The organism is Pseudomonas sp. (assembly GCF_002796985.1).
GTDB lineage: Bacteria > Pseudomonadota > Gammaproteobacteria > Pseudomonadales > Pseudomonadaceae > Pseudomonas.
Map to the genome: position 1 here is coordinate 446,018 of NZ_PEKX01000020.1, position 23,101 is coordinate 469,118.

Below are 23,101 nucleotides of genomic sequence, written 5' to 3' on the forward strand. Positions count from 1 at the left end.
TTCCGAGAGATGTCTCGACTACCGGTCATCGTTGGTTTTGGTGGATATAACGCGGCAGGCCGCAGTTCCTTCCACCATGGGTTCCGCCGCACCGCCCTCGAATCCATGGAGCCCGCCGCCCGCCAGGAAACCCTCGCCGGCCTCGCGGTGATGATGAAGCTGGTCAAGGTCGTCGACGGCAAGTTTCAGGATGCCGACGGCAACAGCCTCGACCTTGCCGCCATCGAGCAGCGCTTCGAGTCGCAGATTCGCCAGTCCACCCTGATCCGTCGCATCGAGCTGCAATACCTCGACGTCGACGCCGCGCACTGCCACAAGAGCCTGACCGTCAGCGCCGCCGGCAGCCCGGTGACCTTCACCTCCCTGCGCAAGCAACTGCCCGAGCCGCTGCCGGCCAACTGGTCGGTGGAAGAGCTCGAAGGCGGCGAAGTCCGCGTCACCCTGCACGACAGCTGCGAATTCAAGGTCGACAGCTACCGCGCGCTGCCGGTGAAGTCCGCCGGCCAACTGCCCACCGGCTTCGAGCCGGGCGAGCTGTACAACTCGCGCTTCCACCCGCGTGGCCTGCAAATGTCCGTGGTCGCCGCCACCGACGCAGTGCGCTCCACCGGCATCGACTGGCAGACCATCTGCAACACCGTACAGCCCGACGAGATCGCCGTGTTCTCCAGCAGCATCATGAGCCAGCTGGACGAGAACGGCTTCGGCGGCCTGTTGCAGTCGCGCCTGCGCGGCCACCGCGTGTCGGCCAAGCAACTGCCACTGGGCTTCAACAGCATGCCCACCGACTTCATCAATGCCTACGTGCTGGGCAGCGTCGGCATGACCGGCAGCGTCACCGGCGCCTGCGCGACCTTCCTCTATAACCTGCAGAAAGGCATCGACGTCATCACCACCGGCCAGGCCCGCGTGGCCATCGTCGGCAACGCCGAAGCGCCGATCACCTCCGAAATCATCGAGGGCTACGCCGCCATGGGCGCGCTGGCCACCGAGGAAGGCCTGCGCCACATCGAAGGCCGCGACGACGTCGACTTCCGCCGCGCCAGCCGCCCGTTCGGCGACAACTGCGGCTTCTCCCTGGCCGAATCCGCCCAGTACGTGGTGCTGATGGATGACGACCTGGCCCTCGAACTGGGTGCCGACATCCACGGTTCGGTACCGGACGTGTTCATCAACGCCGACGGTTTCAAGAAATCCATCTCCGCTCCCGGTCCGGGCAACTACCTGACCATGGCCAAGGCCGTGGCCGCTGCCGCGCAGATCGTCGGCGAAAAGAGCGTGCGCCAGCACAGCTTCGTCCACGCCCACGGCTCCAGCACACCGGCCAACCGCGTCACCGAGTCGGAAATCCTCGACCGCGTCGCCACCGCCTTCGGCATCGACGGCTGGCCGGTCACCGCGGTGAAGGCCTTCGTCGGCCACTCCCTGGCGACCGCCAGCGCCGACCAGTTGATCTCCGCCCTGGGCACCTTCCGCTACGGCGTGATTCCCGGCATCAAGACCGTGGACAAATTCGCCGACGACGTCTTCAAGGACCACATCGCCCTGTCCAACAGCGACGTGCGCCGCGACGACCTGGAAGTCTGCTTCATCAACTCCAAGGGCTTCGGCGGCAACAACGCCACCGGCGTACTGCTGTCCCCGGCCGTCACCGAGAAGATGCTGCGCAAACGCCACGGCGATGCCGCCTACGCCGACTACCAGGGCCGCCGCGAAGCCACCCGCGCAGCCGCGCGGCAGTATGACGAAGCAGCGACCCAGGGCCGCTTCGACATCATCTACAACTTCGGCAACGACATGATCGACGAGAAGGCCATCGAGATCAGCGAGCAGGGTATCCAGGTCCCCGGCTTCAGCCAGACCATCGCCTACAAGAAGGACGAACGCTTCAGCGACATGCTCGACTGATCGCCGACGTTGAACGAAAAAGCCGGGCAGATGCCCGGCTTTTTCATTCTTGAAGACAGCTCGCCCTTCGTAGGAGCGAGCTTGCTCGCGAACCGCCCAGCATCAAAAGACGCCGGGAACTTTGTTCGCGAGCAAGCTCGCTCCTACGAAGAGCCCAGGCGACGGTCAGTACGTCCCCTGCCCCACGCCCAGTTCGAGAATGCTCGCCTTGAGGTTCTCGAAGTCGTATTCGCTGAGCCCGACGTAATCCAGCACCCGCGCGCGTACGCTTTCCCACTCGTGATCCTCGGCCTGGTTACCCAGCACGCGGTAGGAGCCACAGATGTGCTCGGCCATCTTGAGAATCGCCAGCAGGTTCTTCAGTTGGGTATCGCGGCAGTTGTCCTCGCTGAAGATCGACAGCGCGTTGTGGTGGTTGGCGATGGCCTCGCAGACGTGCTCCGGCAGGCGCCAGGAGCGCGCGGTGAAGTAGCCGACCACCGCATGGTTGGTGTTCAGCACGCGGTTCTCGGTGTCCACCACGCGGCGCTCGTCGCTGGCGCTGGCGTAGGCCTCCTCCAGCACCGTCATATAGTGCGGGAAACGCTTGAGCATCAGCGGGATGCCGCAATTGTGGAACAGGCCCAGCGCGTACGCCTCATCCACCGACTCGTAACCGATGCGCTTGGCCAGGGTCAGGCAGCTCATGGCCACATCCTGGGCGGTGTCCCAGAAACGGTTGAGGGTAACGATGGTGGCGTCGCTCATCTCACCCTTGATCGACTGGGCGTTGATCAGGTTGATCACCGAGCGGCTGCCCAGCAGGTTCACCGCGCGCTGGATCGAGGTGATGCGGTTGGCCAGGCCGAAGAACGGCGAGTTCACCAGTTTCAGCAGCGCACCGGACAGCCCCGGATCCTGGCTGATCAGCTTGGCGATCGCCTTCAGGTCCGGGTTGGGCATGAACTGCTCCATCTGCAGGTCAACCATGATCTGCGGCTGCGGCGGCACGCTGATGCCCTGCAGGGCCTGTCGAATCTGTTCGGCGGAGAGTTCTTGGGACATGGGCGCGCTGGGAAAAGTTGACGGGGAGCGCAGTTTACCCAGAGCCAGGGCGTCTGGGACTGCTGCTTTTGATTGAACTTTCATCGGCGGCTGTGTCGGAACCTTTACACCCAAGCGGAAGAAATGGGAGACAAACCATGAGCCAGACACTCAAAGGCAAGACCATCGCCATCCTGGTCACCGACGGATTCGAGCAGGTAGAGCTGACCGGCCCCCGCGACGCCCTGAAAGAAGCCGGCGCCAAGGTAAGAATTCTCTCCGACAACAAGGACAAGGTGCGCGGCTGGCACCACGACCAACCCGCGGACAGCTTCAAGGTCGATGGCACCTTCGAGACCGCTCACATCGACGAATACGACGCCGTGCTGCTGCCGGGCGGAGTGATCAACGCCGACCAGATACGCAGCCTGCCCAAGGCCCAGGAAATCGTGCGCAAGGCCGACAAAGCCGGCAAACCCATCGCGGTAATCTGCCACGGCGCCTGGCTGCTGGTGTCCGCCGGACTGGTCAGGGGCAAGACCCTGACCAGCTGGAACTCGCTCAAGGACGACATCAACAATGCCGGCGGCCACTGGGTCGACCGCCAGGTGGTCAAGGACGGGCAACTGATCAGCAGCCGCAAGCCTGAGGACATCCCGGCCTTCAACAAACAGCTGATCGAAACCCTCGCGGCCTGACCTGGCTCGACCCAAAGCGACCAAAAGCCCGTGCGCCCCACTCCGGCGGCGCACGCCGCTGCGCTATAATCCCGCTCTTTTGCCGGAGCCCTTCCCCATGACCCTGCCCAGCCTGCGTCTGAAAGCCAATGCCGAGCGCCGCCTGCGCGCCGGCCACCTGTGGGTCTACAGCAACGAGGTGGATGTCGCAGCCACCCCGCTGAACGGATTCGGCGCCGGCGAGCAGGCCATCCTCGAAATGGCCAACGGCAAGCCGCTGGGCATCGTCGCACTGAGCCCGAACAACCTCATCTGCGCCCGCCTGATTTCCCGCGATACCAAGCATGTTCTCGACAAGTCCCTGCTGGTTCACCGCCTGAACGTTGCACTCAGCCTGCGCGACCGCCTGTTCGACAAGCCCTTCTACCGCCTGGTCTTCGGTGACTCCGACCTGCTGCCAGGCCTGGTGGTCGACCGTTTCGGCGACGTACTCGTCGTCCAGCTCGCCTCGGCAACCATGGAGAAGCACCGCGACGACGTGCTCGCCGCCCTGCTGCAGGTGCTCAAGCCCACTGCCGTGCTGTGGAAGAACGATTCCAGCGCCCGTGACGCCGAAGGCCTGGAGCGTTACGTCGAGAACGCCTACGGCGAAGTCCCGGAATGGGTCGCCCTGGAAGAAAACGGTGTGAAGTTCGAAGCCCCGGTGCTGGCCGGCCAGAAGACCGGCTGGTTCTACGACCACCGCATGAACCGCGCCCGCCTGCAGCCCTACGTGCAGGGCAAGCGCGTGCTCGACCTGTTCAGCTACATCGGCGGCTGGGGCATCCAGGCTGCGGCCTTCGGCGCCAGCGAAGTGATGTGCGTGGACGCCTCCGGCTTCGCCCTGGACGGCGTGGAGCGCAACGCCACGCTGAACGGCCTCGCCGAGAAAGTCGCCTGCGTCGAAGGTGACGTGTTCGATGCCCTGCGCGAGCTGAAGGCCGCTGACGAGCGCTTCGACGTGATCGTTGCCGACCCGCCCGCCTTTATCAAGCGCAAGAAGGACCTGAAGAACGGCGAGGCCGCCTACCGCCGCCTCAACGAACAGGCCATGCGCCTGCTGTCCAAGGACGGCGTGCTGGTCAGCGCTTCGTGCTCGATGCACCTGCCCGAGGACGACCTGCAGAACATCCTGCTGGGCAGCGCCCGTCACCTGGACCGCAACATCCAGCTGCTTGAGCGCGGCGGCCAGGGCCCGGATCACCCGGTGCACCTGGCGATTCCGGAAACCCGCTACATCAAGAGCCTGACCGTGCGCCTGCTGCCCAACGGCTGACGCATCACGGCTTTAAAAAGCGGGGCGTTTCCTGACGGGAGCGCCCCGTTTTCATTTCAGCGGCGGACGGCGGATAACGCTTGGAGCGTTATGCGCCCTACGGGTGCCCTGCACTCATTTCACCGGCATCAACGAATCCGCCTCGCTGATCACCGCCTTGCCGGTCTTGCGCTCGAACAGGCACAGCTCGCGGCCCGGTTTGCCTTTCATGTGCTTCTGCGCGTAGGTCCCACCGATCATCAGCGCCGTATAGCCCACGCTGTCGTCGAACAGCACCGGCGAGCCCAGCACCTTCTTGCTCTGCAGATGACTCAGCGCCAGGCAGGCCTCGCGCTGCAGCTTGTCCTGCGCCTGCCAGGCCTGATCGGACGACGCCTGCACGCTACCGACGAAGAGTGCGGCGAGCAGGGCGATGCGGGTGACTTTCATGGGGTTGCTCCTGCAACGAATGGAACCAGAAAACGCCAGCGACCATTCAGACCACGCCAGGGCGGCGAAAGTCTAGGCTTTGTGCCGACCGCCAGCCTTTCCCTGGCGGCAAGGGCCGGCGTAGAATCCGGGCATTCCTGCCATTTATCCCCCGGCGGGCCTGTGAGCCCCGGCCGAGCAGGCGGTGACCCCGCCACGCCGCGCGCCGACCTCGCCCATGCAAGGCCATCTGCTGTTTGCATCCGGTGCGTACCGCGCTCACGATACGACTTAGAGTTTGCTCAAGGTCTCGCCGGCCAGCCCTACCCGCTGTACGCCGCCGCACGAAAAGACCCGGATCGACTCCCACCGCGACCTGATGCGCAGGAACCTGTCATGCCCGATTACCGCTCGAAAACCTCCACCCACGGCCGCAACATGGCCGGCGCCCGCGCCCTGTGGCGCGCCACCGGGATGAAGGACGAAGACTTCAAGAAGCCGATCATCGCCATCGCCAACTCCTTCACCCAGTTCGTGCCCGGCCACGTGCACCTGAAGGACCTGGGCCAACTGGTCGCCCGCGAGATCGAAAAGCACGGCGGCGTGGCCAAGGAATTCAACACCATCGCCGTGGACGACGGCATCGCCATGGGCCATGACGGCATGCTCTATTCCCTGCCGTCGCGCGAGATCATCGCCGACTCCGTGGAATACATGGTCAATGCCCACTGCGCCGACGCCATCGTCTGCATCTCCAACTGCGACAAGATCACCCCCGGCATGCTGATGGCCGCCCTGCGCCTGAACATCCCGGTGGTGTTCGTCTCCGGCGGCCCGATGGAAGCCGGCAAGACCAAGCTGGCCAACCACGGTCTCGACCTGGTGGACGCCATGGTGGTCGCCGCCGACGACTCCTGCTCCGACGAGAAAGTCGCCGAGTACGAGCGCAGCGCCTGCCCGACCTGCGGCTCCTGCTCCGGCATGTTCACCGCCAACTCGATGAACTGCCTGATGGAAGCGCTTGGCCTGGCCCTGCCGGGCAACGGTTCGACCCTGGCCACCCACGCTGACCGCGAGCAGCTGTTCCTGCGCGCCGGCCGTTTGGCCGTCGAGCTGTGCCAGCGCTACTACGGCGAAAACGACGAATCGGTGCTGCCGCGCAACGTCGCCAGCTTCAAATCGTTCGAAAACGCCATGACCCTGGACATCGCCATGGGCGGCTCGACCAACACCATCCTTCACCTGCTGGCCGCCGCCCAGGAGGCGGAGATCGCCTTCGACCTGCGCGACATCGATCGTCTGTCGCGCAAGGTGCCGCAGCTGTGCAAGGTGGCGCCGAACATCCAGAAGTACCACATGGAAGACGTGCACCGCGCCGGTGGCATCTTCTCCATCCTCGGCGAACTGGCCCGTGGCGGCCTGCTGCACACCGACGTGCCGACCATACACAGCCCGAGCATGGCCGACGCCATCGCCGAGTGGGACATCACCCAGACCCGGGACGAGAAGGTCCACACCTTCTTCAAGGCTGGCCCCGCCGGCATCCCGACCCAGGTCGCGTTCAGCCAGAACACCCGCTGGGACACGCTGGACGATGACCGCGCCGAAGGCTGCATCCGCAGCGTCGAGCACGCCTACTCCCAGGAAGGCGGCCTGGCCGTGCTGTACGGCAACATCGCCCTCGATGGTTGCGTGGTGAAGACCGCTGGCGTGGACGAATCCATCCATGTGTTCGAAGGCCGCGCGAAGATCTTCGAAAGCCAGGATGGCGCCGTGAAGGGCATCCTCGCCGACGAAGTGAAGCCGGGCGACATTGTGATCATCCGCTACGAAGGCCCGAAAGGCGGCCCGGGCATGCAGGAAATGCTCTACCCGACCAGCTACCTGAAGTCCAAGGGCCTGGGCAAGGACTGCGCCCTGCTCACCGACGGCCGCTTCTCCGGCGGCACCTCGGGCCTGTCCATCGGCCACGCCTCGCCGGAAGCCGCCGCAGGCGGCGCCATCGGCCTGGTGCAGGACGGCGACAAGGTGCTGATCGACATCCCCAACCGCAGCATCAACCTGCTGGTGAGCGATGACGAACTGGCCGCCCGCCGCGCCGAGCAGGACAAGAAGGGCTGGAAGCCGGCTCAACCCCGCGCACGCAAGGTGAGCACCGCGCTGAAGGCCTACGCCCTGCTGGCCACCAGCGCCGACAAGGGCGCGGTGCGTGACAAGGCGCTGCTGGACGGTTGAGTCTGGTGGAACCATGAAAAAGCCCGGCGAATGCCGGGCTTTTTTGTGCGCGAAAGCTGGAGATCAGCCTTCCTTCGCGGATTTGGCGCAACCGCCTGTTCCCGGTTTGATACCGCGATCGGCATTGCAGATCGTCCCCTCCACTTTCCAACTGATGTTGGCGGCACCCGTCTTAATTTCCGGAGTCATCTTCATTTCAAGATTGCTGCCCGTCGCACTGGTTGCACTGACCGTGACGTCAATTACGCCTTTGGCGACCGCATAGGAGAGAACGTTATCGGTCGCGACACTTGCCGGAATACCGTAGGTCCCCTTATCACATTCATCCAGCTTGCCGGTTTCCGTTACGCATAACCCCACCGATGTTTTCACGGCGGACAACTCCGCTATCGCCGCTGCCGCTTTCGAGCGCGAGGAGTAATCCGAATACAGCGGCAAGGACACCGAAGCCAGAATCCCGATGATCGCCACCACGATCATCAACTCGATCAGAGTGAAGCCCTGTTGTTTGCGCATCTGCATATCCCTCAGGATTGAGCCGGACCCCCGAATGGCTCCGGATGCATTCCAGTGAAGCCACGCCAGCAGGCCCGCACACTCAGAAGCGTCCGCGCACCCTGTTGAAAATTCGGCAGTTTTTTCCAGGCCGAAAGCCTTCGGAGTGCCGCCGCACAGAGGTGTCGTAGGAACTCGGGCTTCCCCATTCATCCCGACTTGCCGCATGGCACTGTGCGATCCCGCCGTGGGCCAGTAAAATCGCGCTCTTTTTTTCCCGGACCGCCGCCCATGAGCTCCCTCGAGAACCCGTCCGCCGCCAAGGACCAGCCCGACCTGGTCTACGGCCTGGAAGCCCGCCCCGCCTTGCCCATCGCCGTCCTTGCAGCATTGCAGCACCTGCTGGCGATCATCGTGCCCATCGTCACCCCCGGCCTGCTGATCTGCCAGGCGCTGGGCGTGTCGCCGCGTGACACCAACCTGATCGTGTCGATGTCGCTGGTGATCTCCGGCATCGCCACCTTCGTCCAGTGCAAGCGCTTCGGGCCGTTCGGCGCGGGCCTGCTGATCGTTCAGGGCACCAGCTTCAACTTCGTCGGCCCGCTGATTGCCGGCGGTGCGCTGATGGTGAAGAACGGCACGCCAGTGGAAGCGGTAATGGCGGCGATCTTCGGCGTGGTCATGGCCGGATCCTTCGTGGAGATGGGCGTGTCGCGCATCCTGCCCTTCGTGAAGCGCCTGATCACCCCGCTGGTCACCGGCATCGTGGTGCTGATGATCGGCCTCACGCTGATCAAGGTCGGCCTGATCAGCATGGGCGGCGGCTTCTCCGCCATGTCCAACGGCACCTTCGCCAACGGCGAGAACCTGATGCTGTCCGGCCTGGTGCTGGCAATCATCGTCATCCTCAACCGCATTCCGGTGGTCTGGATGCGCAGCGGCGCCATCGTCATCGCCCTGGCCGTGGGCTACGCGCTGGCCGGCTACCTGGGCCGCCTGGACTTCACCGGCATGCAAGAGGCGCCGGCCTTCCAGGTGCCAGTGCCGCTGCACTTCGGCCTGGGCTTCTCCTGGAGCCTGTTCATCCCGATGCTGGTGATCTACCTGGTGACCTCGCTGGAAGCCATCGGTGACATCACCGCCACCAGCAAGATCTCCCACCAGCCGGTGGAAGGCCCGCTGTGGATGCAGCGCATCAAGGGCGGCGTGCTGGTGAACGGCGCCAACTCGCTGCTGGCCGGCCTGTTCAACACCTTCCCCAGCTCGGTGTTCGCGCAGAACAACGGCGTGATCCAGCTGACCGGCGTCGCCAGCCGCCACGTCGGCCTGTGGATCGCCGCGATGCTCATCGTGCTGGGCCTGTTCCCCAGCGTCGCCGGGGTGATCCAGGCCGTTCCCGAGCCGGTGCTCGGTGGCGCGGTGATGGTGATGTTCGGTGCGGTCGCCGCCTCCGGCATCAACATCCTCGCCGGCATCCACCTGGACCGCCGCGCGCTGCTGATCATCGCCGTCAGCCTGGCGCTGGGCCTGGGTATCTCCCAGGTGCCGGAGTTCCTCGCGCATATGCCCCACGCAATCCGCACCGTGCTGGAATCCGGCGTTGCCACCGGCGGCATCTGCGCCCTGCTGCTGAACTGGTTCCTGCCCGAGTCCGACGCCGTCAGGGCCTCGCACAACGGCTGATCCAGAGACGACGCCACCTTCGGGTGGCGTCGTCGTTTATGCTCCCCTGATGACCACTTCCCTGCGCATCGGCGTCATCGCCGACACCCATGGACTGCTGCGCCCCGAAGCACTGGCGGCGCTGCAAGGCTGCGCGCGCATCCTGCACCTGGGCGATATCGGCCCCGCCTCACTGCTCGACCCACTGCGCGAACTGGCGCCGCTGGACGTGGTGCGCGGCAACAACGACACCGACGACTGGGCCGCCGCGCTGCCGGAAACCCTGCGGCTGGAGCTGGGTGGGCTGCGGCTCTACCTGATCCACGACCTCAAGCAGTTGGCCATCGACCCGGCGGCCGAAGGCATCGACATCGTGCTGGCGGGGCATTCGCACAAGCCGCTGAACGAGGTGCGCGATGGGGTGCTGTACCTGAATCCGGGGAGTGCCGGGCCGCGGCGGTTCAAGTTGCCGATTGCCTTGGCGATTCTGACCGTGGCCGAGGGGAAGGCCGAGGTGGAGTTGGTCACGCTCGTCTAAGGGCGTTCGCGAGCAAGCTCGCTCCTACAGGGTGTGCGCGGCGCAGCATCCGCCGCGCATTGACCGGAGGCATCGCGGACAGAGTCCGCGATTGGATTCGCTCCATGCTGACCTTGTAGGAGCGAGCTTGCTCGCGAACCGCCGCCATACCCTGTTCAAGGTTCGAGCAGATGAATGGCCAACTGCGCCACCGCCTCCTGCCGCTCGGTCTTCTCGCTGCGCCGGCCGCCATTGAGGCCGGACCACTCCGGATGCGCCCGCGCCTTGCGCAGGGCCTCGGGCAGCTTGCCCTCGCGCCACTGCTGGTCTTCGGGTGACTGCACCTGGATCGCCTCCACCGCCGCATGCCCGCGGGTCTGCAGGGCCGCCAGCAGTTGCCGCTGCCGCAGCGCCAGCAGGCGCAAGACGTTGTCGTCCACGGACAGCTCGCGGCTGCCCTTGAGCTTGCCCAGCAGTCGCTGGCCATAGTGGCCGACGGTCTGCCAGGCGCCGCCGGCGATGGCGCCCAACGCGGTGGCTGCGCCGAGGGTCAGGCCACCGACCAGCAGATCGATCCCCGCTCCCGCTGCCGCACCGGCCGCGACACCGCCACCCAGGCGAACGCCCAGCTGGCGCAAAGTTTCGGGGTTGAACAGATCATCGCCCCAGCGCCCGTCCAGCAGCGGCAGGTCAGCCGCGCGGGCGTCGTCCTTGCGGAAGGCATAGAGACTGAGCAGCGCCTTCACGCAGGTGTCTTCGCGTTTGCGCACCTGATTGCGCAGCGTCTCGGTGGCAGCGCGCACGGCACTGTCGCCAGCAGGCACCAACTGTCGGCAAGCGGCAACGTCCACCAGCAATTCGGCGATCAGCCGCGCCCCCGCCTCGCGGCGAGCGACGGCCTGGGCTTCGTGATCGGCCACCAGCCGGTCCAGCTGCGGACGCGCGCGCTCCAGCAACAGCGCCAGGCTTTCGTACAAGCGGCGCTCGCCATCCAGCGGCGGCGCCACGCTGTCAAAACGCACCAGCGCATGCAGACCGAGACGGGACAGCGCCTCGCGCCACTGCTCCTCGCGGTGCTGCGGGCTGGCGACGAAGTTAAGCACCGGCAGCAGCGGCCGCGCACAGGAAGCAAGCACCGCCAGTTCGTCGCGGTACTTGGCCAGCACCGGCTCGCGGGCGTCGATCACATAGAGGCCGGCGTCGGAGCCGAGCAACTGGCGCAACACCTTGGCTTCCTGCTCGAAGCGGCCACGGGCCTCGCTGCCGTCGAGGAAGCGGCGCAGTTTCTCCGGGCCATCCAGGCGCTCGCCGGGGCGTTCCAGGCCATCAAGGAAATCGCGCAGGGCGATGGCGTCTTCCAGGCCGGGCGTGTCGTACAGCTCCAGCAGCGGCTCGCCGTCCACCGACAGCCGCGCGCCTTCCACATGCCGCGTGGTGCTGGGGCGATGGGACACCTCGCCGAAGCCCACGTCGCGGGTCAGGGTACGCAGCAGGGAGGTCTTGCCGACATTGGTGTGGCCGACCACGGCCAGTTTCAGCGCATCAGTCATGCCCGGTCTCCAGCCAGCCCAGCGGCGACGCCGAGGTGTGCGGCAGTTGCAAGCGCTCGATGCCGGCGTGCCAGTCACCCAGGCGCTCAGCGTCCAGCGCTTCGCCCGCTGGAGCTTGCAGCAACCAGACGCGAGTGGCGGCGGCGCAGCGCGAGAGCTCCGCGATCAGCGCCAGGGTGCCGCGATCCGGCGAGCGTCGCGGGTCGCAGGCGATCACCAGGCGAGCCGGCGGGTAGCGCGTGAGTTGTTCCAGCAGGCGGCGACGCTGGGCGCCGTCGTCCAGATCGCCGGCATTGGCGATGCTGTCCGGCAGTTTCGGCGGCCAGTGGGGCCGGTCGAGCAGTTCGATCGACACCAGTAGCGCACCGTCGGCGGTGGAAGCCGGGGCCTGCGCCTGCGGTTCGATCAGTTCGCCCGGCGCGGCATCGCTGACACCCAGGCGCTCGCTGGCTGGCATCAGGCGCTCGCGCAATAGCGCGTAACCGGGCAGCGAAACGTCCAACGCCAACTGCGCACGCCCGCGCTTCCAGCGCCACAGGCAGAGCAACCAGAGCGCACCGCGCAGCAGCACGCCGTAGACCAGCAGAATCCCCACCAGCCAGCCAGCCCAGGCGTGTCGCGCGTTCTCGCTGGCCACCAGGGCATCGCCACTGGCGCGCACCAGCTCCGAATCCGGCTGCGGGAAGCCGAGCAGCGACGGCAGCGCGCCGAGGCCGTGGGTCAGGGCGATGAAGGTATCGCCGCCAAGGATGGTGGTCTCCCAGACGAAGCCGTAGCGCCGCGTCGCCAGCAGCGCCAGCATCACACCCAGCGCACTGCTCAGTGCCACCAGCCAGAGGCCGTGGACCAGCAAGCCAAGCGCCCAGCGCGTGAGCTTCTGGCGGTCCAGCAGCACCAGCAAGGCGGGTGCTAGCTGTGCGGCATGGGCGTCGCGGGCGAACTTGCCGCTCAGCCATAGCCACAGGCGGCCCAGTGCGCCGGCGGCCTCGCCACCGGCGAAGAAGGCCAGGGTCCAGCCGATCAGGGTAATCAGGTGCAGGCCGAGCAGGCTGGCCAGGGCCCAGAACACGTTGACCGGGCGCAGGCCGTCGCCGAGGGCGGCAAAGGCCAGGCCGCCGCCGGTGAACAGCGCCAGCGCCAGCAGCAGGTAGAGCGCCAGGCGCGAGCCCTGCACCCAGGTGCGCAGGGCGGCGCGCTGGCCATCGCGTTCGGCGAGCAGGCGTGCGCGGGTTTGCAGGCGCTGCGCGAGGCTGCCAGCGCTGACGATGGCGCGGCGGTTGGCTTCGCTGTCTTCCAGCGGGCCGACCTGTTCTTCGCGCAGGCGCACGGCCTCGCACAGCCACAGGGATTCGAGGGCGGAAGCGGGGGTTTCGCTCACGGGGTCTCCGACAGTCGGTACTCGGCATCAAGGATAACCGCTGCTCGCCGCCGCGTCCCGGCACCGCCGGTAACACCGCATGGCGTCAACCAAACCAAGGAGGGGCTCTCGCCGCACCCAGCCAGCCTCACACTCGGAAGAAACAACAAGAATGAGGCCTCGCCATGCTGCGCTCGATGCTCAGTGCCTTGCCCCTGCTGCTGGCCGCCGCCACCGCGGCGGCCGTGGAAACACCCCCGGTGCGCCCCTCCGACTGGGGCCCGGACACGCCGCTGATGCAGGCGGTGCCGCCGCGCGTGCTGGACGCCAACGTCAGCGCCCGGCAGTCCGACAGCAACACCTCGCAACTGTGGATCAGCCACACCGACTTCCGCCTGCACGACGACATCGGCTTCTTCATCCGCAAGATGCTGATCCAGATGAGCCCAGTGGCGGGTGCCGGCACGCCGCTGATGCTGGACGATCCGAAATCCATGGTCGCGCGCATCCAGGCCGGGGACATCTTCGTCGCCGACGCCACCCTCGCCAGCCTGCTCAACGAGGAGTTGCGCAACGCCAACGCGCCGGTGCGCAACCTCAAGCTCAGCACCCGCGCCGACGGCCAGGAAGTCCACGGCGAATTGCTGCGCAAGGGCCGCTGGAGGCCGCTGCGGATGGTCACCGGGATCGAGCAGGCCGGGCCGCTGAAGGTGGCGCTGGTGCCGCAGCGAATCTTCGTCGACGGAGTGGACGTCACGCCCTCGCTGACCGCCGCTTCCATCGAGATGTCCGAGGTGCTGCAACTGCACACCGCACACATGCAGCTGATCGGCAACCGTATCCTGGTCGACCTCGACGGCCTGTTCCCGCCGCCGCGCCTGGACTTCACCGTGAGCCGCCTGAAGCTCGCCGACGGCGGCATGGACCTGCTGCTGGGCAGCGACCTGGCCGAGCTGAAATGGCCCCAGCTCAAGGCGCCGCAGAGCTACATGTTCATCGAGGGCGGCGACATCAAGATGGCGCGGACCATCCTGGTGAAGGCCTACGCGCTGTTCACCAGCCTGAGCCCCGACGCGCCGCTGCTGTTCAACCTCTACGACTACCGCCGCCAATTGCAGTACGGCGAAATCCGCCTGCGCGAGGACGGCATGGTGCACATCGCCGTCTCGCCGGTTAAGGCGCCCGCCCCGGAGGAGAAAACCCTATGAGAACCCTCCTCGCTTCCCTGCTCTGCCTCGCGCTGGCCGGCCAAGCCGTCGCTGAGAGCGCCATCGACAAGCAGCAGCGTGAACTGGGCGTGCTGCGTCAGGGCTGGTTCCAGCAGACGCCGCCGGCGCCGGACTTCAAGGCCAGCCGGCCAGGCGGCCTGCGCGACTCCGGCCAGGACGGCGTGGGCATCCTGCTGCATAACGTGGACATGTACTTCCAGGGCAACATCGGCTTCCACAGCCCGCAGCTCAAGGGCTGGCTGGTGCCGCTCAAGGCCGGCGAGCCGATCGACTTCGACCGCCCGCAGGACATGCGCATCAACGTCTCCGAGGGCGAGGTGATCCTCAGCCCCGAGCAGCTCGGCAACCTGTTCAACCAGCACCTTCTCGCCTACCCGGAAACCATGCTGCGCGACTTCAAGCTCAGCATCGAAGGCGACCGCCTGCTGGTGGCCGGCGAGGTGCAGCCGCTGGGCGTCGGCCCCTGGCTGCCGCTGCGGCTCTCCGGCACGGTGAAGCTCGACGGTGACAACCTCGACTACCAGCCCGACAGCGTGAAGGTGCTCGGCGTACCCAGCTACGGCGCCATGAGCCTGGTGGGCCTGCGCCTGGACTCGCTGGTGACCCTGGAGCGGCCCGGCGCCGTGCTCAAGGACAACGTGATGCACCTGAACTACCACCAGGTCTTCCCGCTGGTGGGCATCGACGGCCGCGTCGAATCCAGCTGGCTGGACGCCAAGGGCCTGCACCTGAAGTTCACGCCGAAAGCTGGCGCCGCGTCACTGGCCTTCGAGCCGCCGCGCCAGGCCGGGCAGTCCTACATCTGGCTGCAATCGGGCGACCTGAAGATCTTCGAAATCCTCATCACCTACTCCCAGGTACTGCTCAAGGCCGAGCGCCCGGACCAGACCCTGGCGTTCAACCTCAAGGACTATCGCAAGGTGCTGGCCACCGGCATCACCCAGGTCAACGAAGACGGCACCTTCTTCATGCGCGTTCCGCCACCCGCCGGCCCCGCCGACGGCGAGCGGCTGGTATCCTCTGGCAACGGGAGTTCCCGCTGATGTTCACCACTGGAGTCGAGATGGCCCAACTGCCCCTGGCGATGATCGCCGCCCTTGCCGAGAACCGCGTGATCGGCGTCGACAACCGCCTGCCCTGGCACCTGCCGCAGGACCTCAAGCACTTCAAGGCGATGACCCTGGGCAAGCCGGTGATCATGGGCCGCAAGACCTGGGATTCGCTGGGCCGCCCGCTGCCGGGCCGGCTGAACATCGTGGTCACTCGCCAGGCGGGCTTGAAGCTGGAAGGCGCGGAAGTCTTCACCAGCCTCGACGCCGCCCTGGAGCGCGCCGAGCAGTGGGCCAAGGAAGAGGAAGCCGACGAGCTGATGCTGATCGGCGGCGCCCAGCTCTACGGCGAAGCACTCGGCCGCGCCGAGCGCCTGTACCTGACCCGCGTGGGCTTGAACCCGGCCGGGGATGCGCACTTCCCCGAAGTGAGCGAAAGCCAGTGGCACCTGGCGTCGAGCATCGAGCACGACGCGGAAGGCGAAACGCCGGCTTATGCATTCGAGGTTTGGGAGCGGGCCTGATCGCCCTGCGTGTTCAGAGCCCCTCACCCCAGCCCTCTCCCATAGGGAGAGGGCGCCGTATGTGCCGAGATGAATCCTGCTCTCCCTGATCGACCGGCTGACGCCTGACTCGCAGAGCGCTCCGAACAGTCGCCACTCCCTCAGGAGCGGGGTGCGCAGCCAGGGTCAGGGTGAGGGAGCGCCCAACTGCGAGACTGCAAAGAAAAACGCCGCCCCGGTCGCCCGGCGCGGCGTTTTTCGTGGCCACTCCTGCACGAAATCTCCGCTCACAAACCCGCCCCTTGACCCTGTAGCAACTACAGGCTGCCCAATGACTCCACCCCACGACGGGAAACTGGAGGTACATCATGGGTTGGCTCGAACGTTTGATGATGGGCGGTCACCACGGCCGCGGTGGCTATGGCGGCGGTCATGGCGGGCACGGCGGTGAATACAGCGCACCGGGCTATCCACCGGCGCCGGCGCCACCCCCGACGGCCAATGCGGTTCCCACCCAGCCCTGCCCGCAGTGCAGCGCACAGAACCCTCAGGACAGCCGTTTCTGCCACAACTGCGGCGGGTCGCTGCAGGCCACGCCCTGCAAGGGCTGCGGTGCCGCTGTCGCGCCCCAGGCGCGCTTCTGCGCGCAGTGCGGCCAGGAACGCGGCAGCTGACGGGCCCTCGGCTCAGAACGCGAAGTGCTCCGCGTCCAGCGCCATCAGGCAATCCGCGCCGCCCAGCAGGGCCTCGCGGTGCATGCTGGCGCGCGGCAGGATGCGTTTGACGTAGAACTCGGCGCTGGCGAGCTTGGCGCGGTAGAAATCCGCGTCACCCTCGCCGGCCGCCAGCTTCGCCTGGGCGACACCAGCGGCCTGTAGCCAGAGACCGCCGAGCAGGACGTAGGAGCAGTACTGCAGGAAATCCACCGAGGTGGCACCGATTTCCTGCGGATCACGTTGGCAGGCGGCGATCACCTCGCCGGTCAGGTTGCGCCATTCCAGCAGGCGTTGGCGCACGGTTTCAGCCAGGCCTGCCAGTTCGGTGCGTGCGCCGAGGGTTTCGCAGACGGCCGCCAGTTCACCGATCAGCGCGTTCAGCTCCGCACCGCCGTCGCCCAGCAGCTTGCGGCGGATCAGGTCGAGCGCCTGGATGCCGTTGGTGCCTTCGTAGATCTGGGTGATGCGGCTGTCGCGCATCAGCTGTTCCATGCCCCATTCGCGGATGTAGCCGTGGCCGCCGTAGACCTGCACACCGAGGCTGGACACTTCCTGGCCGACGTCGGTGAAGAACGACTTCACGATGGGGATCAGTAGCGCCGCGCGCTTGCCCGCTGCCTTGCGGCCGTCCGCTTCGGGGTGGCCGTGCTCCAGGTCCAGTTCGCGGGCGCAGAGCGCGGAAATCATCCGGCAGCCCTCGGTGAGGGTCTTCTGGGTCAGCAGCATGCGCCGCACGTCCGGGTGGACGATGATCGGATCGGCAGCCTTGGAAGGCTCGGCCGCACCGGTCAGCGCGCGCGATTGCAGGCGCTCGCGGGCATAGGCCAGCGCGCCCTGGCAGGAGCGCTCCGCGATGCCAAGGCCTTGCAGCCCGACCTGGAATCGCGCGTCGTTCATCATGGTGAACATGCACGCCAGACCCTGGTTGGCCTGGCCGATCAGCCAGCCGGTGGCGCCGTCGAAGTTCATCACGCAGGTGGAGGCGCCCTTGATGCCCATCTTGTGCTCGATGGCGCCGCAGCTCAGGGAGTTGCGCGCGCCCGGCGTACCGTCGGCGTTGGCGATGAACTTGGGCACCAGCAACAGGCTGATGCCCTTCACCCCGGCCGGCGCATCCGGCAGGCGCGCCAGCACCAGGTGGACGATGTTCGCGGAGAGGTCCTGCTCGCCGCCGCTGATGAATATCTTGCTGCCGCTGACGCTGTAGCTGCCGTCCGCCTGCGGTTCGGCGCGGGTGCGCAGCAGGGCCAGGTCGGTGCCGGCCTGGGGCTCGGTAAGGCACATGGTGCCGGTCCAGACGCCGCTGACCATCTTCGCCAGATAGTCACGCTGCAGCTCCGCCGCGCCATGCTTGTACAGCGCCAGCACCGCGCCTTCGGTGAGGCCGGAATAGACGCGGAACGATAGCGAGGCGGCCATCAGCATTTCGTGGAAACTCGCCGCGACCATCTGCGGGAAGCCCTGGCCGCCGAATTCGGTCGGCCCGGTCATACTCGCCCAGCCGTTATCGCAGTACTGCCGGTAGGCCTCGCGGAAGCCGTCGGGCGTGGTGACTTCGCCATTGAGCAGGGTTGCGCCCTGTTCGTCGCTGTTGCGGTTCAGTGGGGCGACCACTTCGCCGGTGTAGCGCGCGCCTTCTTCCAGCACGCCGTCGATCAGCTCGCGGTCGAGGCCGTTGCCCAGCAGTTCGCAGTGGGTACCGACGTCGAACAGCTCATGGAGGACGAAGCGCATATCGCGCAGGGGTGCCTGGTAACTCATGTTCAGTGCTCCTGTTTCACGTCGGCGAAGTGGCCATTGGCGGCGGCCAGGCGCTCGATCAGAGCGGCCGGCTGCCAGTGCGCGCCGTGCTCGCCGGTCAGGTCACGCAGGCGCGCCAGCACGCTCTGCAGGCCCTGGGCATCGGCCCAGGCCATTGGGCCGGACTGGTCCTTCGGGAAGCCATAACCATTGAGGTAAACGGTATCGATGTCGGCGCTGGTGGAGGCGATGCCTTCGTCGAGGATCTTTGCGCCTTCGTTGACCAACGCCAGCAGGCAGCGCTCGAGGATTTCCTCGGCGCCGATGTCGCGGCGGGCGTAGCCCAGGCGCTCGGATTCGCGCAGCACCAGCGCGTCCACCTCCGGGTCGTGCTCGGCCTGGCGGCTGCCCGGCTCGTAATGATAGAAGCCGTTGCCGCTCTTCTGGCCGAAACGGCCCATCTCGCACAGGCGGTTGTCCACCTGCACGGTCGGCGCGTCCTGGCCCTTGCCTGCCAGCTCGCGGGCGCGCCATTCGAGGTCGATGCCGACCACGTCGAACATGCGGAACGGCCCCATGGCGAAGCCGAAGCCCTGGATCGCCGCGTCCACCTGATGCGGCAGCGAACCTTCGAGAATCAGCCGGCGCGATTCCTGGACGTACTTCTCCAGCATGCGGTTGCCGATGAAACCGTGGCAGTTGCCGGCGACCACGCTGACCTTGCCCATGCGCTCGCCCAGTTCCAGCGCGGCTTCGAGCACGGCAGGCGCGGTCTTCGCGCCGCGCACGATCTCCAGCAGCTTCATGATGTGCGCCGGGCTGAAGAAGTGCAGGCCGAGCACCTGGGACGGTCGCGAGGTCACCGCGGCGATGGCGTCGACGTCCAGGTAAGAGGTGTTGGACGCCAGAATGGCCGTGGGTTTCAGCGCCGCATCCAGCTCGCGGAAGATCGACTGTTTGAGTTCCAGGTTCTCGTACACCGCCTCGATCACCAGGTCCACCTCGCGGATCGCCGCGTAGTTCGCCGCCTGGGAGATGCGCGCACGGCGCCGGGCCGCTTCGGCCTCGTCGATGCGCCCCTGGCGCACGTTGTGGGCGTAGGTGTCAGCCACGGCACCGAGGGCCTGGGTGAGCATCTGCGGGTTGTTGTCCAGCCACAGGACCTGCACGCCGGCGTTCGCCAGGCACATGGCAATGCCCCGGCCCATGGTGCCGGCGCCGATGACGGCGGCGCTGGCGATGCGGATGTTCTGGCTCATGTTGTTCCTCTTGTCAGCCTGAAACGCTCGTCTGAAGACCACTCACCTTAGGGAAGGCGGTACTATTTTTGAAATTTTGAGTTGTGATAAGTGGCATTCAGCCGATGAATATGAATACGTTCGACCTCAACCTGCTGCGGGTGCTGGATGCGCTGCTGCGCGAGCGCAACGTCTCGCGCGCGGCGGAGCGCCTGTCGTTGAGCCAGCCGGCGGTGAGCAACGCGCTGAACCGACTGCGCGAGCTGCTCGATGACCCGCTGCTGGTGCGTGTCGGCCGAGCCATGCAGCCGACGCCGCGGGCGCTGGAGCTGGAAGCGCCGATCCGCGATGCCCTGCAGCGCATCGGCCAGAGCCTCGCCGGTGGCGACACCTTCGACCCGGCGCGCAGCCGCCTGCGCTTCACCCTGGCGCTGACCGACTATGTGGAAGCGCTGTGCATGCCGCACCTGCTCGAAAGTCTGGGCAGCGCGGCGCCCGGCATGGCCCTGACCATCCAGCACCTGACGCCGACGCTGCCGGCCGAGGCGCTGGACAAGGGCAATCTCGACCTGGTGCTGGGCCGCTTCGAGGAGCTGCCGGCGCGCTTCCAGCGTCGGCCGTGGGCGAGCGAGACGCTGCGCCTGCTGGCCCGGCGCGGGCATCCGCAAGTGGACGGCGGGATTGATCTGCAGACCTTCCTCGGCCAGCGGCACCTGTGGGTTTCCGGCGGACAGACCAAGGGCATGGTCGACCAGTGGCTGGCCAGCCAGGGGCTGAAACGGCAGATCGCCTACACCACGCCGAACTACCTGCAGGCGGCGCATCTGGTGGCGACCACGGATTTGCTGACGGTGCTGCCGACGCGGCTGACCGCACACTTCGCCCAGCTACTGCCGTTGCAGGTGCTGGAGCTGCCGTTCGACGTCGGGCAGTTCCACCTGGAGCTGGTGTACCTCGCCCAGCGCGAGCGGGACACGGCGTTGCAATGGTTGGTGGAGCGGATTGTGCAGGCCGCACCGAACTGAATGCAGGAGCGCGCCATGCGCGCGATCGCGGGCATGGCCCGCTCCTACAGGGAAATACCAACGGTGGGCCGTGCCTGTAGGAGCGAGCTTGCTCGCGAACAGAGTTCACCCGATACACTGATGCTGGGCTGGTTCGCGAGCAAGCTCGCTCCTACGAAAAGAAAACGCGCCCGGAGGCGCGTTTCATCGGACTCAGAAGCGATCGCGAATGATCGTCTCTTCCAGCGGCAGCCGGCCGATGCGCGGACGGGCTTCTACCGCCTGCTTGCCCACGGCGATCATCAGGCCGATGGCATGGCTGGCCGGCAGGTTGATCAGCTTGCCCACCGCGTCGAAGTCGAAACCGACCATCGGCACGCTGTCCAGGCCACGGCCACGGGCGGCGAGCATCAGGGTCTGGGCCACCAGGCCGCTGCTGCGCATGGCTTCGTCACGCTGGGTCTGCGGCTTGTCACGGTAGTAGCCGTCGATGGCGCCGACCATGTAGTTCTTCACTTCAACCGGGGCGCCGTCCCACACGCGCTCGGCATTCTTCTCCCAGCTGTCGACCTGCGCGCAGACGATCACCAGCATCGAGGCGTCGGTCATCTGCACCTGATCCCAGCCGGCTTCGCGGATCTGCGCGCGCAGCTGCGGGTCACTGACTTCCACCAGGCGCACGTGCTGCAGGTTGAACGAGGTGGGGGCGAGCAGCGCCTGTTGCAGCAGGTCGTCCTTCTCCTCGCGGCTCATCACATAGGAAGTGTCGAAACCACGAATGGAACGGCGGCTGCGGATGGCGTCTTCGATCAGCATGGAAAATCCTCTGGCTGGCATGGGCGGGAACGGCGCGCATGGTAAGCCGAGTGGATGCTCCATTGCAGAGCGGCGTATCGATAATGTGCATTCGACATTTCGATAGAACGGCGCGGGCGCCCGCCGGTGAAGACGGAGACCCGCGAGGGCTCAGCTCTCCAGCGCCTCGACCGGTGCCGCGGAGGCCTGGCGCAGCTTGGGCGAGGTGAAGGTCAGGTAGCCATCCTCGACCTTGCCGAAGCGCAGCAGGGCGAGGTCCAGCGCGTAGTTCTGGTAGAGCTTCCACGGCGTGCGGTCGCCCTGCTTGGGCATGCGGTCGGCGGCGCGCTGGATGTAACCCGAGTTGAGGTTGAGGAAGGGTTCTTCCTTCACCGCTCCATCGGTCTGGCGCGGCGTGCACTGGCGCATGCCGACGGCATCGAGATGGTTGATCAGGCGGCAGAAGTACTCGCTGGAGAGGTCGGCCTTGAGCGTCCAGCTGGCGTTGGTGTAACCCACGATGGCGGCAAGGTTGGGCAGGTCGCGCAGCATGATGCCGCGATAGCCCATGCTCTGGGTGATCTCGAAGGGCTTGCCGTCGATGGCCAGTTCGGCGCCGCCGAACATCACAAGGTCCAGCCCGGTGGCGGTGACGATGACGTCCGCTTCCAGCACCTGCCCGGACTTCAACAGGATGCCCTTCTCGCAGAAGCGCTCGATGTGGTCGGTGACCACCGAGGCACGGCCCTGGCGCAGTGCCTTGAACAGGTCGCCGTCGGGCACGCAGCACACGCGCTCGTCCCACGGTTTGTAGCGCGGGCTGAAGTGGCGCATGTCGAAGTCCTTGCCCAGCTGCAGGTTGGCCAGCTTGAGCATGAGCTTGCGCACGGCGCCGGGGAACGCCTTGGAAGCCATGAAGAAGACCATCTGCATGGTCACGTTGCGCGCCCGCGCCTGGCGGTACACCCACTTCTCCGGCAGGAAGTTGCGCAGGAAGTTGGAGATCGGGTCCTTCGCCGGCAGGGTCATCACGTACGACGGCGAGCGCTGCAGCATGGTGACGTGGGCGGCCTTGTCGGTCAGCGACGGGATCAACGTGACGGCGGTGGCGCCGCTGCCGATCACCACGATGCGCTTGCCGCTGTAATCGAAGTTCTCCGGCCATAGCTGCGGGTGGATGACCTGCCCGGCGAAGCTCTCACGCCCGGCGAAGTCCGGTGTGTAGCCGGCGTCGTAGCGGTAGTAGCCGGTGCACATGAAGAGGAACTGCGCGCTCATGCGCAGCGGCTCTGCCTCGTCTCCGCGCTGCACGACCAGGTTCCAGCGCGCGCTGGCGCTGTCCCAGTCGGCCTTGAGCACACGGTGGCGGTAGCGCACCTTGTCCTCGACGCGGTACTCGCGGGCAGTCTCGCGGATGTAGTTGAGGATCGACGGGCCGTCGGCGATGGCCTTGGGGTCGGTCCAGGGCTTGAAGTTGTAGCCCAGGGTGTACATGTCCGAGTCGGAGCGGATGCCCGGGTAGCGGAACAGGTCCCAGGTACCGCCCATGGCCTCGCGACCCTCGAGGATCGCGTAGGACTTGCCGGGGCACTGCTTCTGCAGGTGGCAGGCGGCGCCGATACCGGACAGGCCGGCGCCGATGATCAGTACATCCAGGTGCTCGGTGGACATGTGGGGGGC

At 66.5% G+C, this 23,101-nt stretch carries 20 protein-coding genes; 11 read left to right on the top strand and 9 right to left on the bottom strand.

Going from position 1 to position 23,101, the window contains the following annotated elements:
- Positions 1-9: 9 nt before the first annotated feature.
- A complete protein-coding gene (locus tag CTR55_RS24365; RefSeq protein ID WP_296290122.1) occupies positions 10-1,908 on the top strand; it encodes a beta-ketoacyl synthase in 1,899 nt (632 codons plus the stop codon).
- 165 nt (positions 1,909-2,073) lie between these two features.
- Here the strand turns inward: CTR55_RS24365 and CTR55_RS24370 are convergent, their stop codons facing one another.
- A complete protein-coding gene (locus tag CTR55_RS24370; protein ID WP_296290366.1) occupies positions 2,074-2,898 on the bottom strand; it encodes an HDOD domain-containing protein in 825 nt (274 codons plus the stop codon).
- A gap of 191 nt (positions 2,899-3,089) precedes the next feature.
- On the opposite strand from CTR55_RS24370, the gene CTR55_RS24375 reads away from it, so the two are divergent.
- Together CTR55_RS24375 and CTR55_RS24380 are read left to right on the top strand one after the other, a co-directional pair.
- Entirely contained in the window at positions 3,090-3,629 is a 540-nt protein-coding gene (locus CTR55_RS24375) for a type 1 glutamine amidotransferase domain-containing protein (RefSeq protein WP_296290123.1), read from the top strand.
- Positions 3,630-3,726: 97 nt separating this feature from the next.
- Positions 3,727-4,923: a class I SAM-dependent rRNA methyltransferase gene (locus CTR55_RS24380; RefSeq protein WP_296290124.1), complete on the top strand. Its 1,197-nt coding sequence runs from the start codon at positions 3,727-3,729 to the stop codon at positions 4,921-4,923.
- Between the two features lie 114 nt (positions 4,924-5,037).
- Here the strand turns inward: CTR55_RS24380 and CTR55_RS24385 are convergent, their stop codons facing one another.
- Positions 5,038-5,352: a hypothetical protein gene (locus CTR55_RS24385; protein ID WP_296290126.1), complete on the bottom strand. Its 315-nt coding sequence runs from the start codon at positions 5,350-5,352 to the stop codon at positions 5,038-5,040.
- A 375-nt stretch (positions 5,353-5,727) separates the two neighbouring features.
- Here CTR55_RS24385 and ilvD point away from each other — a divergent pair, with 375 nt between their 5' ends.
- Complete coding sequence (gene ilvD / locus CTR55_RS24390) at positions 5,728-7,566, top strand: dihydroxy-acid dehydratase (RefSeq protein ID WP_296290127.1); 1,839 nt, start codon at positions 5,728-5,730, stop codon at positions 7,564-7,566.
- Positions 7,567-7,629: 63 nt separating this feature from the next.
- Here ilvD and CTR55_RS24395 read toward each other — a convergent pair whose 3' ends face one another.
- Positions 7,630-8,082 (bottom strand): prepilin-type N-terminal cleavage/methylation domain-containing protein, encoded by a 453-nt coding sequence (locus tag CTR55_RS24395; protein WP_296290129.1) that lies wholly within the window; start codon positions 8,080-8,082, stop codon positions 7,630-7,632.
- Between the two features lie 270 nt (positions 8,083-8,352).
- On the opposite strand from CTR55_RS24395, the gene CTR55_RS24400 reads away from it, so the two are divergent.
- Positions 8,353-9,744, top strand: a complete 1,392-nt coding sequence (locus CTR55_RS24400) for a uracil-xanthine permease family protein (protein ID WP_296290131.1) — start codon at positions 8,353-8,355, stop codon at positions 9,742-9,744.
- Between the two features lie 49 nt (positions 9,745-9,793).
- Positions 9,794-10,261, top strand: a complete 468-nt coding sequence (locus CTR55_RS24405; protein WP_296290133.1) for a metallophosphoesterase family protein — start codon at positions 9,794-9,796, stop codon at positions 10,259-10,261.
- Between the two features lie 155 nt (positions 10,262-10,416).
- Here CTR55_RS24405 and CTR55_RS24410 read toward each other — a convergent pair whose 3' ends face one another.
- On the bottom strand, positions 10,417-11,790 hold the full coding sequence (locus tag CTR55_RS24410; protein ID WP_296290134.1) for a GTPase/DUF3482 domain-containing protein: 1,374 nt from the start codon (positions 11,788-11,790) through the stop codon (positions 10,417-10,419).
- Positions 11,783-13,168, bottom strand: coding sequence for a DUF2868 domain-containing protein (locus CTR55_RS24415; protein WP_296290136.1), 1,386 nt, complete (start codon positions 13,166-13,168; stop codon positions 11,783-11,785). Before CTR55_RS24415 ends, CTR55_RS24410 begins: the two co-directional genes overlap by 8 nt.
- A 164-nt stretch (positions 13,169-13,332) precedes the next feature.
- Here CTR55_RS24415 and CTR55_RS24420 point away from each other — a divergent pair, with 164 nt between their 5' ends.
- The 4 genes from CTR55_RS24420 to CTR55_RS24435 all read left to right on the top strand — a co-directional run bounded on the left by CTR55_RS24420 (position 13,333) and on the right by CTR55_RS24435 (position 16,602).
- Positions 13,333-14,355 (top strand): hypothetical protein, encoded by a 1,023-nt coding sequence (locus tag CTR55_RS24420; protein WP_296290137.1) that lies wholly within the window; start codon positions 13,333-13,335, stop codon positions 14,353-14,355.
- Positions 14,352-15,419 (top strand): hypothetical protein, encoded by a 1,068-nt coding sequence (locus CTR55_RS24425; RefSeq protein ID WP_296290139.1) that lies wholly within the window; start codon positions 14,352-14,354, stop codon positions 15,417-15,419. Before CTR55_RS24420 ends, CTR55_RS24425 begins: the two co-directional genes overlap by 4 nt.
- Positions 15,420-15,439: 20 nt before the next feature.
- Entirely contained in the window at positions 15,440-15,949 is a 510-nt protein-coding gene (locus CTR55_RS24430) for a dihydrofolate reductase (protein ID WP_296290367.1), read from the top strand.
- A 347-nt stretch (positions 15,950-16,296) separates the two neighbouring features.
- The gene (locus CTR55_RS24435; RefSeq protein WP_296290140.1) at positions 16,297-16,602 is read left to right on the top strand and encodes a zinc ribbon domain-containing protein; all 306 of its coding nucleotides are present in this window, start codon (positions 16,297-16,299) and stop codon (positions 16,600-16,602) included.
- A 12-nt stretch (positions 16,603-16,614) separates the two neighbouring features.
- Here CTR55_RS24435 and CTR55_RS24440 read toward each other — a convergent pair whose 3' ends face one another.
- Together CTR55_RS24440 and CTR55_RS24445 are read right to left on the bottom strand one after the other, a co-directional pair.
- Positions 16,615-18,405 (bottom strand): acyl-CoA dehydrogenase C-terminal domain-containing protein, encoded by a 1,791-nt coding sequence (locus tag CTR55_RS24440; RefSeq protein ID WP_296290142.1) that lies wholly within the window; start codon positions 18,403-18,405, stop codon positions 16,615-16,617.
- A gap of 2 nt (positions 18,406-18,407) precedes the next feature.
- Positions 18,408-19,643, bottom strand: coding sequence for a 3-hydroxyacyl-CoA dehydrogenase (locus CTR55_RS24445; protein WP_296290144.1), 1,236 nt, complete (start codon positions 19,641-19,643; stop codon positions 18,408-18,410).
- A 104-nt stretch (positions 19,644-19,747) separates the two neighbouring features.
- Between CTR55_RS24445 and CTR55_RS24450 the strand changes: the two genes are divergently transcribed.
- Complete coding sequence (locus CTR55_RS24450; RefSeq protein ID WP_296290146.1) at positions 19,748-20,647, top strand: LysR family transcriptional regulator; 900 nt, start codon at positions 19,748-19,750, stop codon at positions 20,645-20,647.
- A gap of 192 nt (positions 20,648-20,839) precedes the next feature.
- Here CTR55_RS24450 and CTR55_RS24455 read toward each other — a convergent pair whose 3' ends face one another.
- Positions 20,840-21,442: a nitroreductase family protein gene (locus CTR55_RS24455; protein WP_296290148.1), complete on the bottom strand. Its 603-nt coding sequence runs from the start codon at positions 21,440-21,442 to the stop codon at positions 20,840-20,842.
- 150 nt (positions 21,443-21,592) lie between these two features.
- On the bottom strand, positions 21,593-23,092 hold the full coding sequence (locus tag CTR55_RS24460; RefSeq protein WP_296290150.1) for an NAD(P)/FAD-dependent oxidoreductase: 1,500 nt from the start codon (positions 23,090-23,092) through the stop codon (positions 21,593-21,595).
- Between the last annotated feature and the right edge of the window lie 9 nt (positions 23,093-23,101).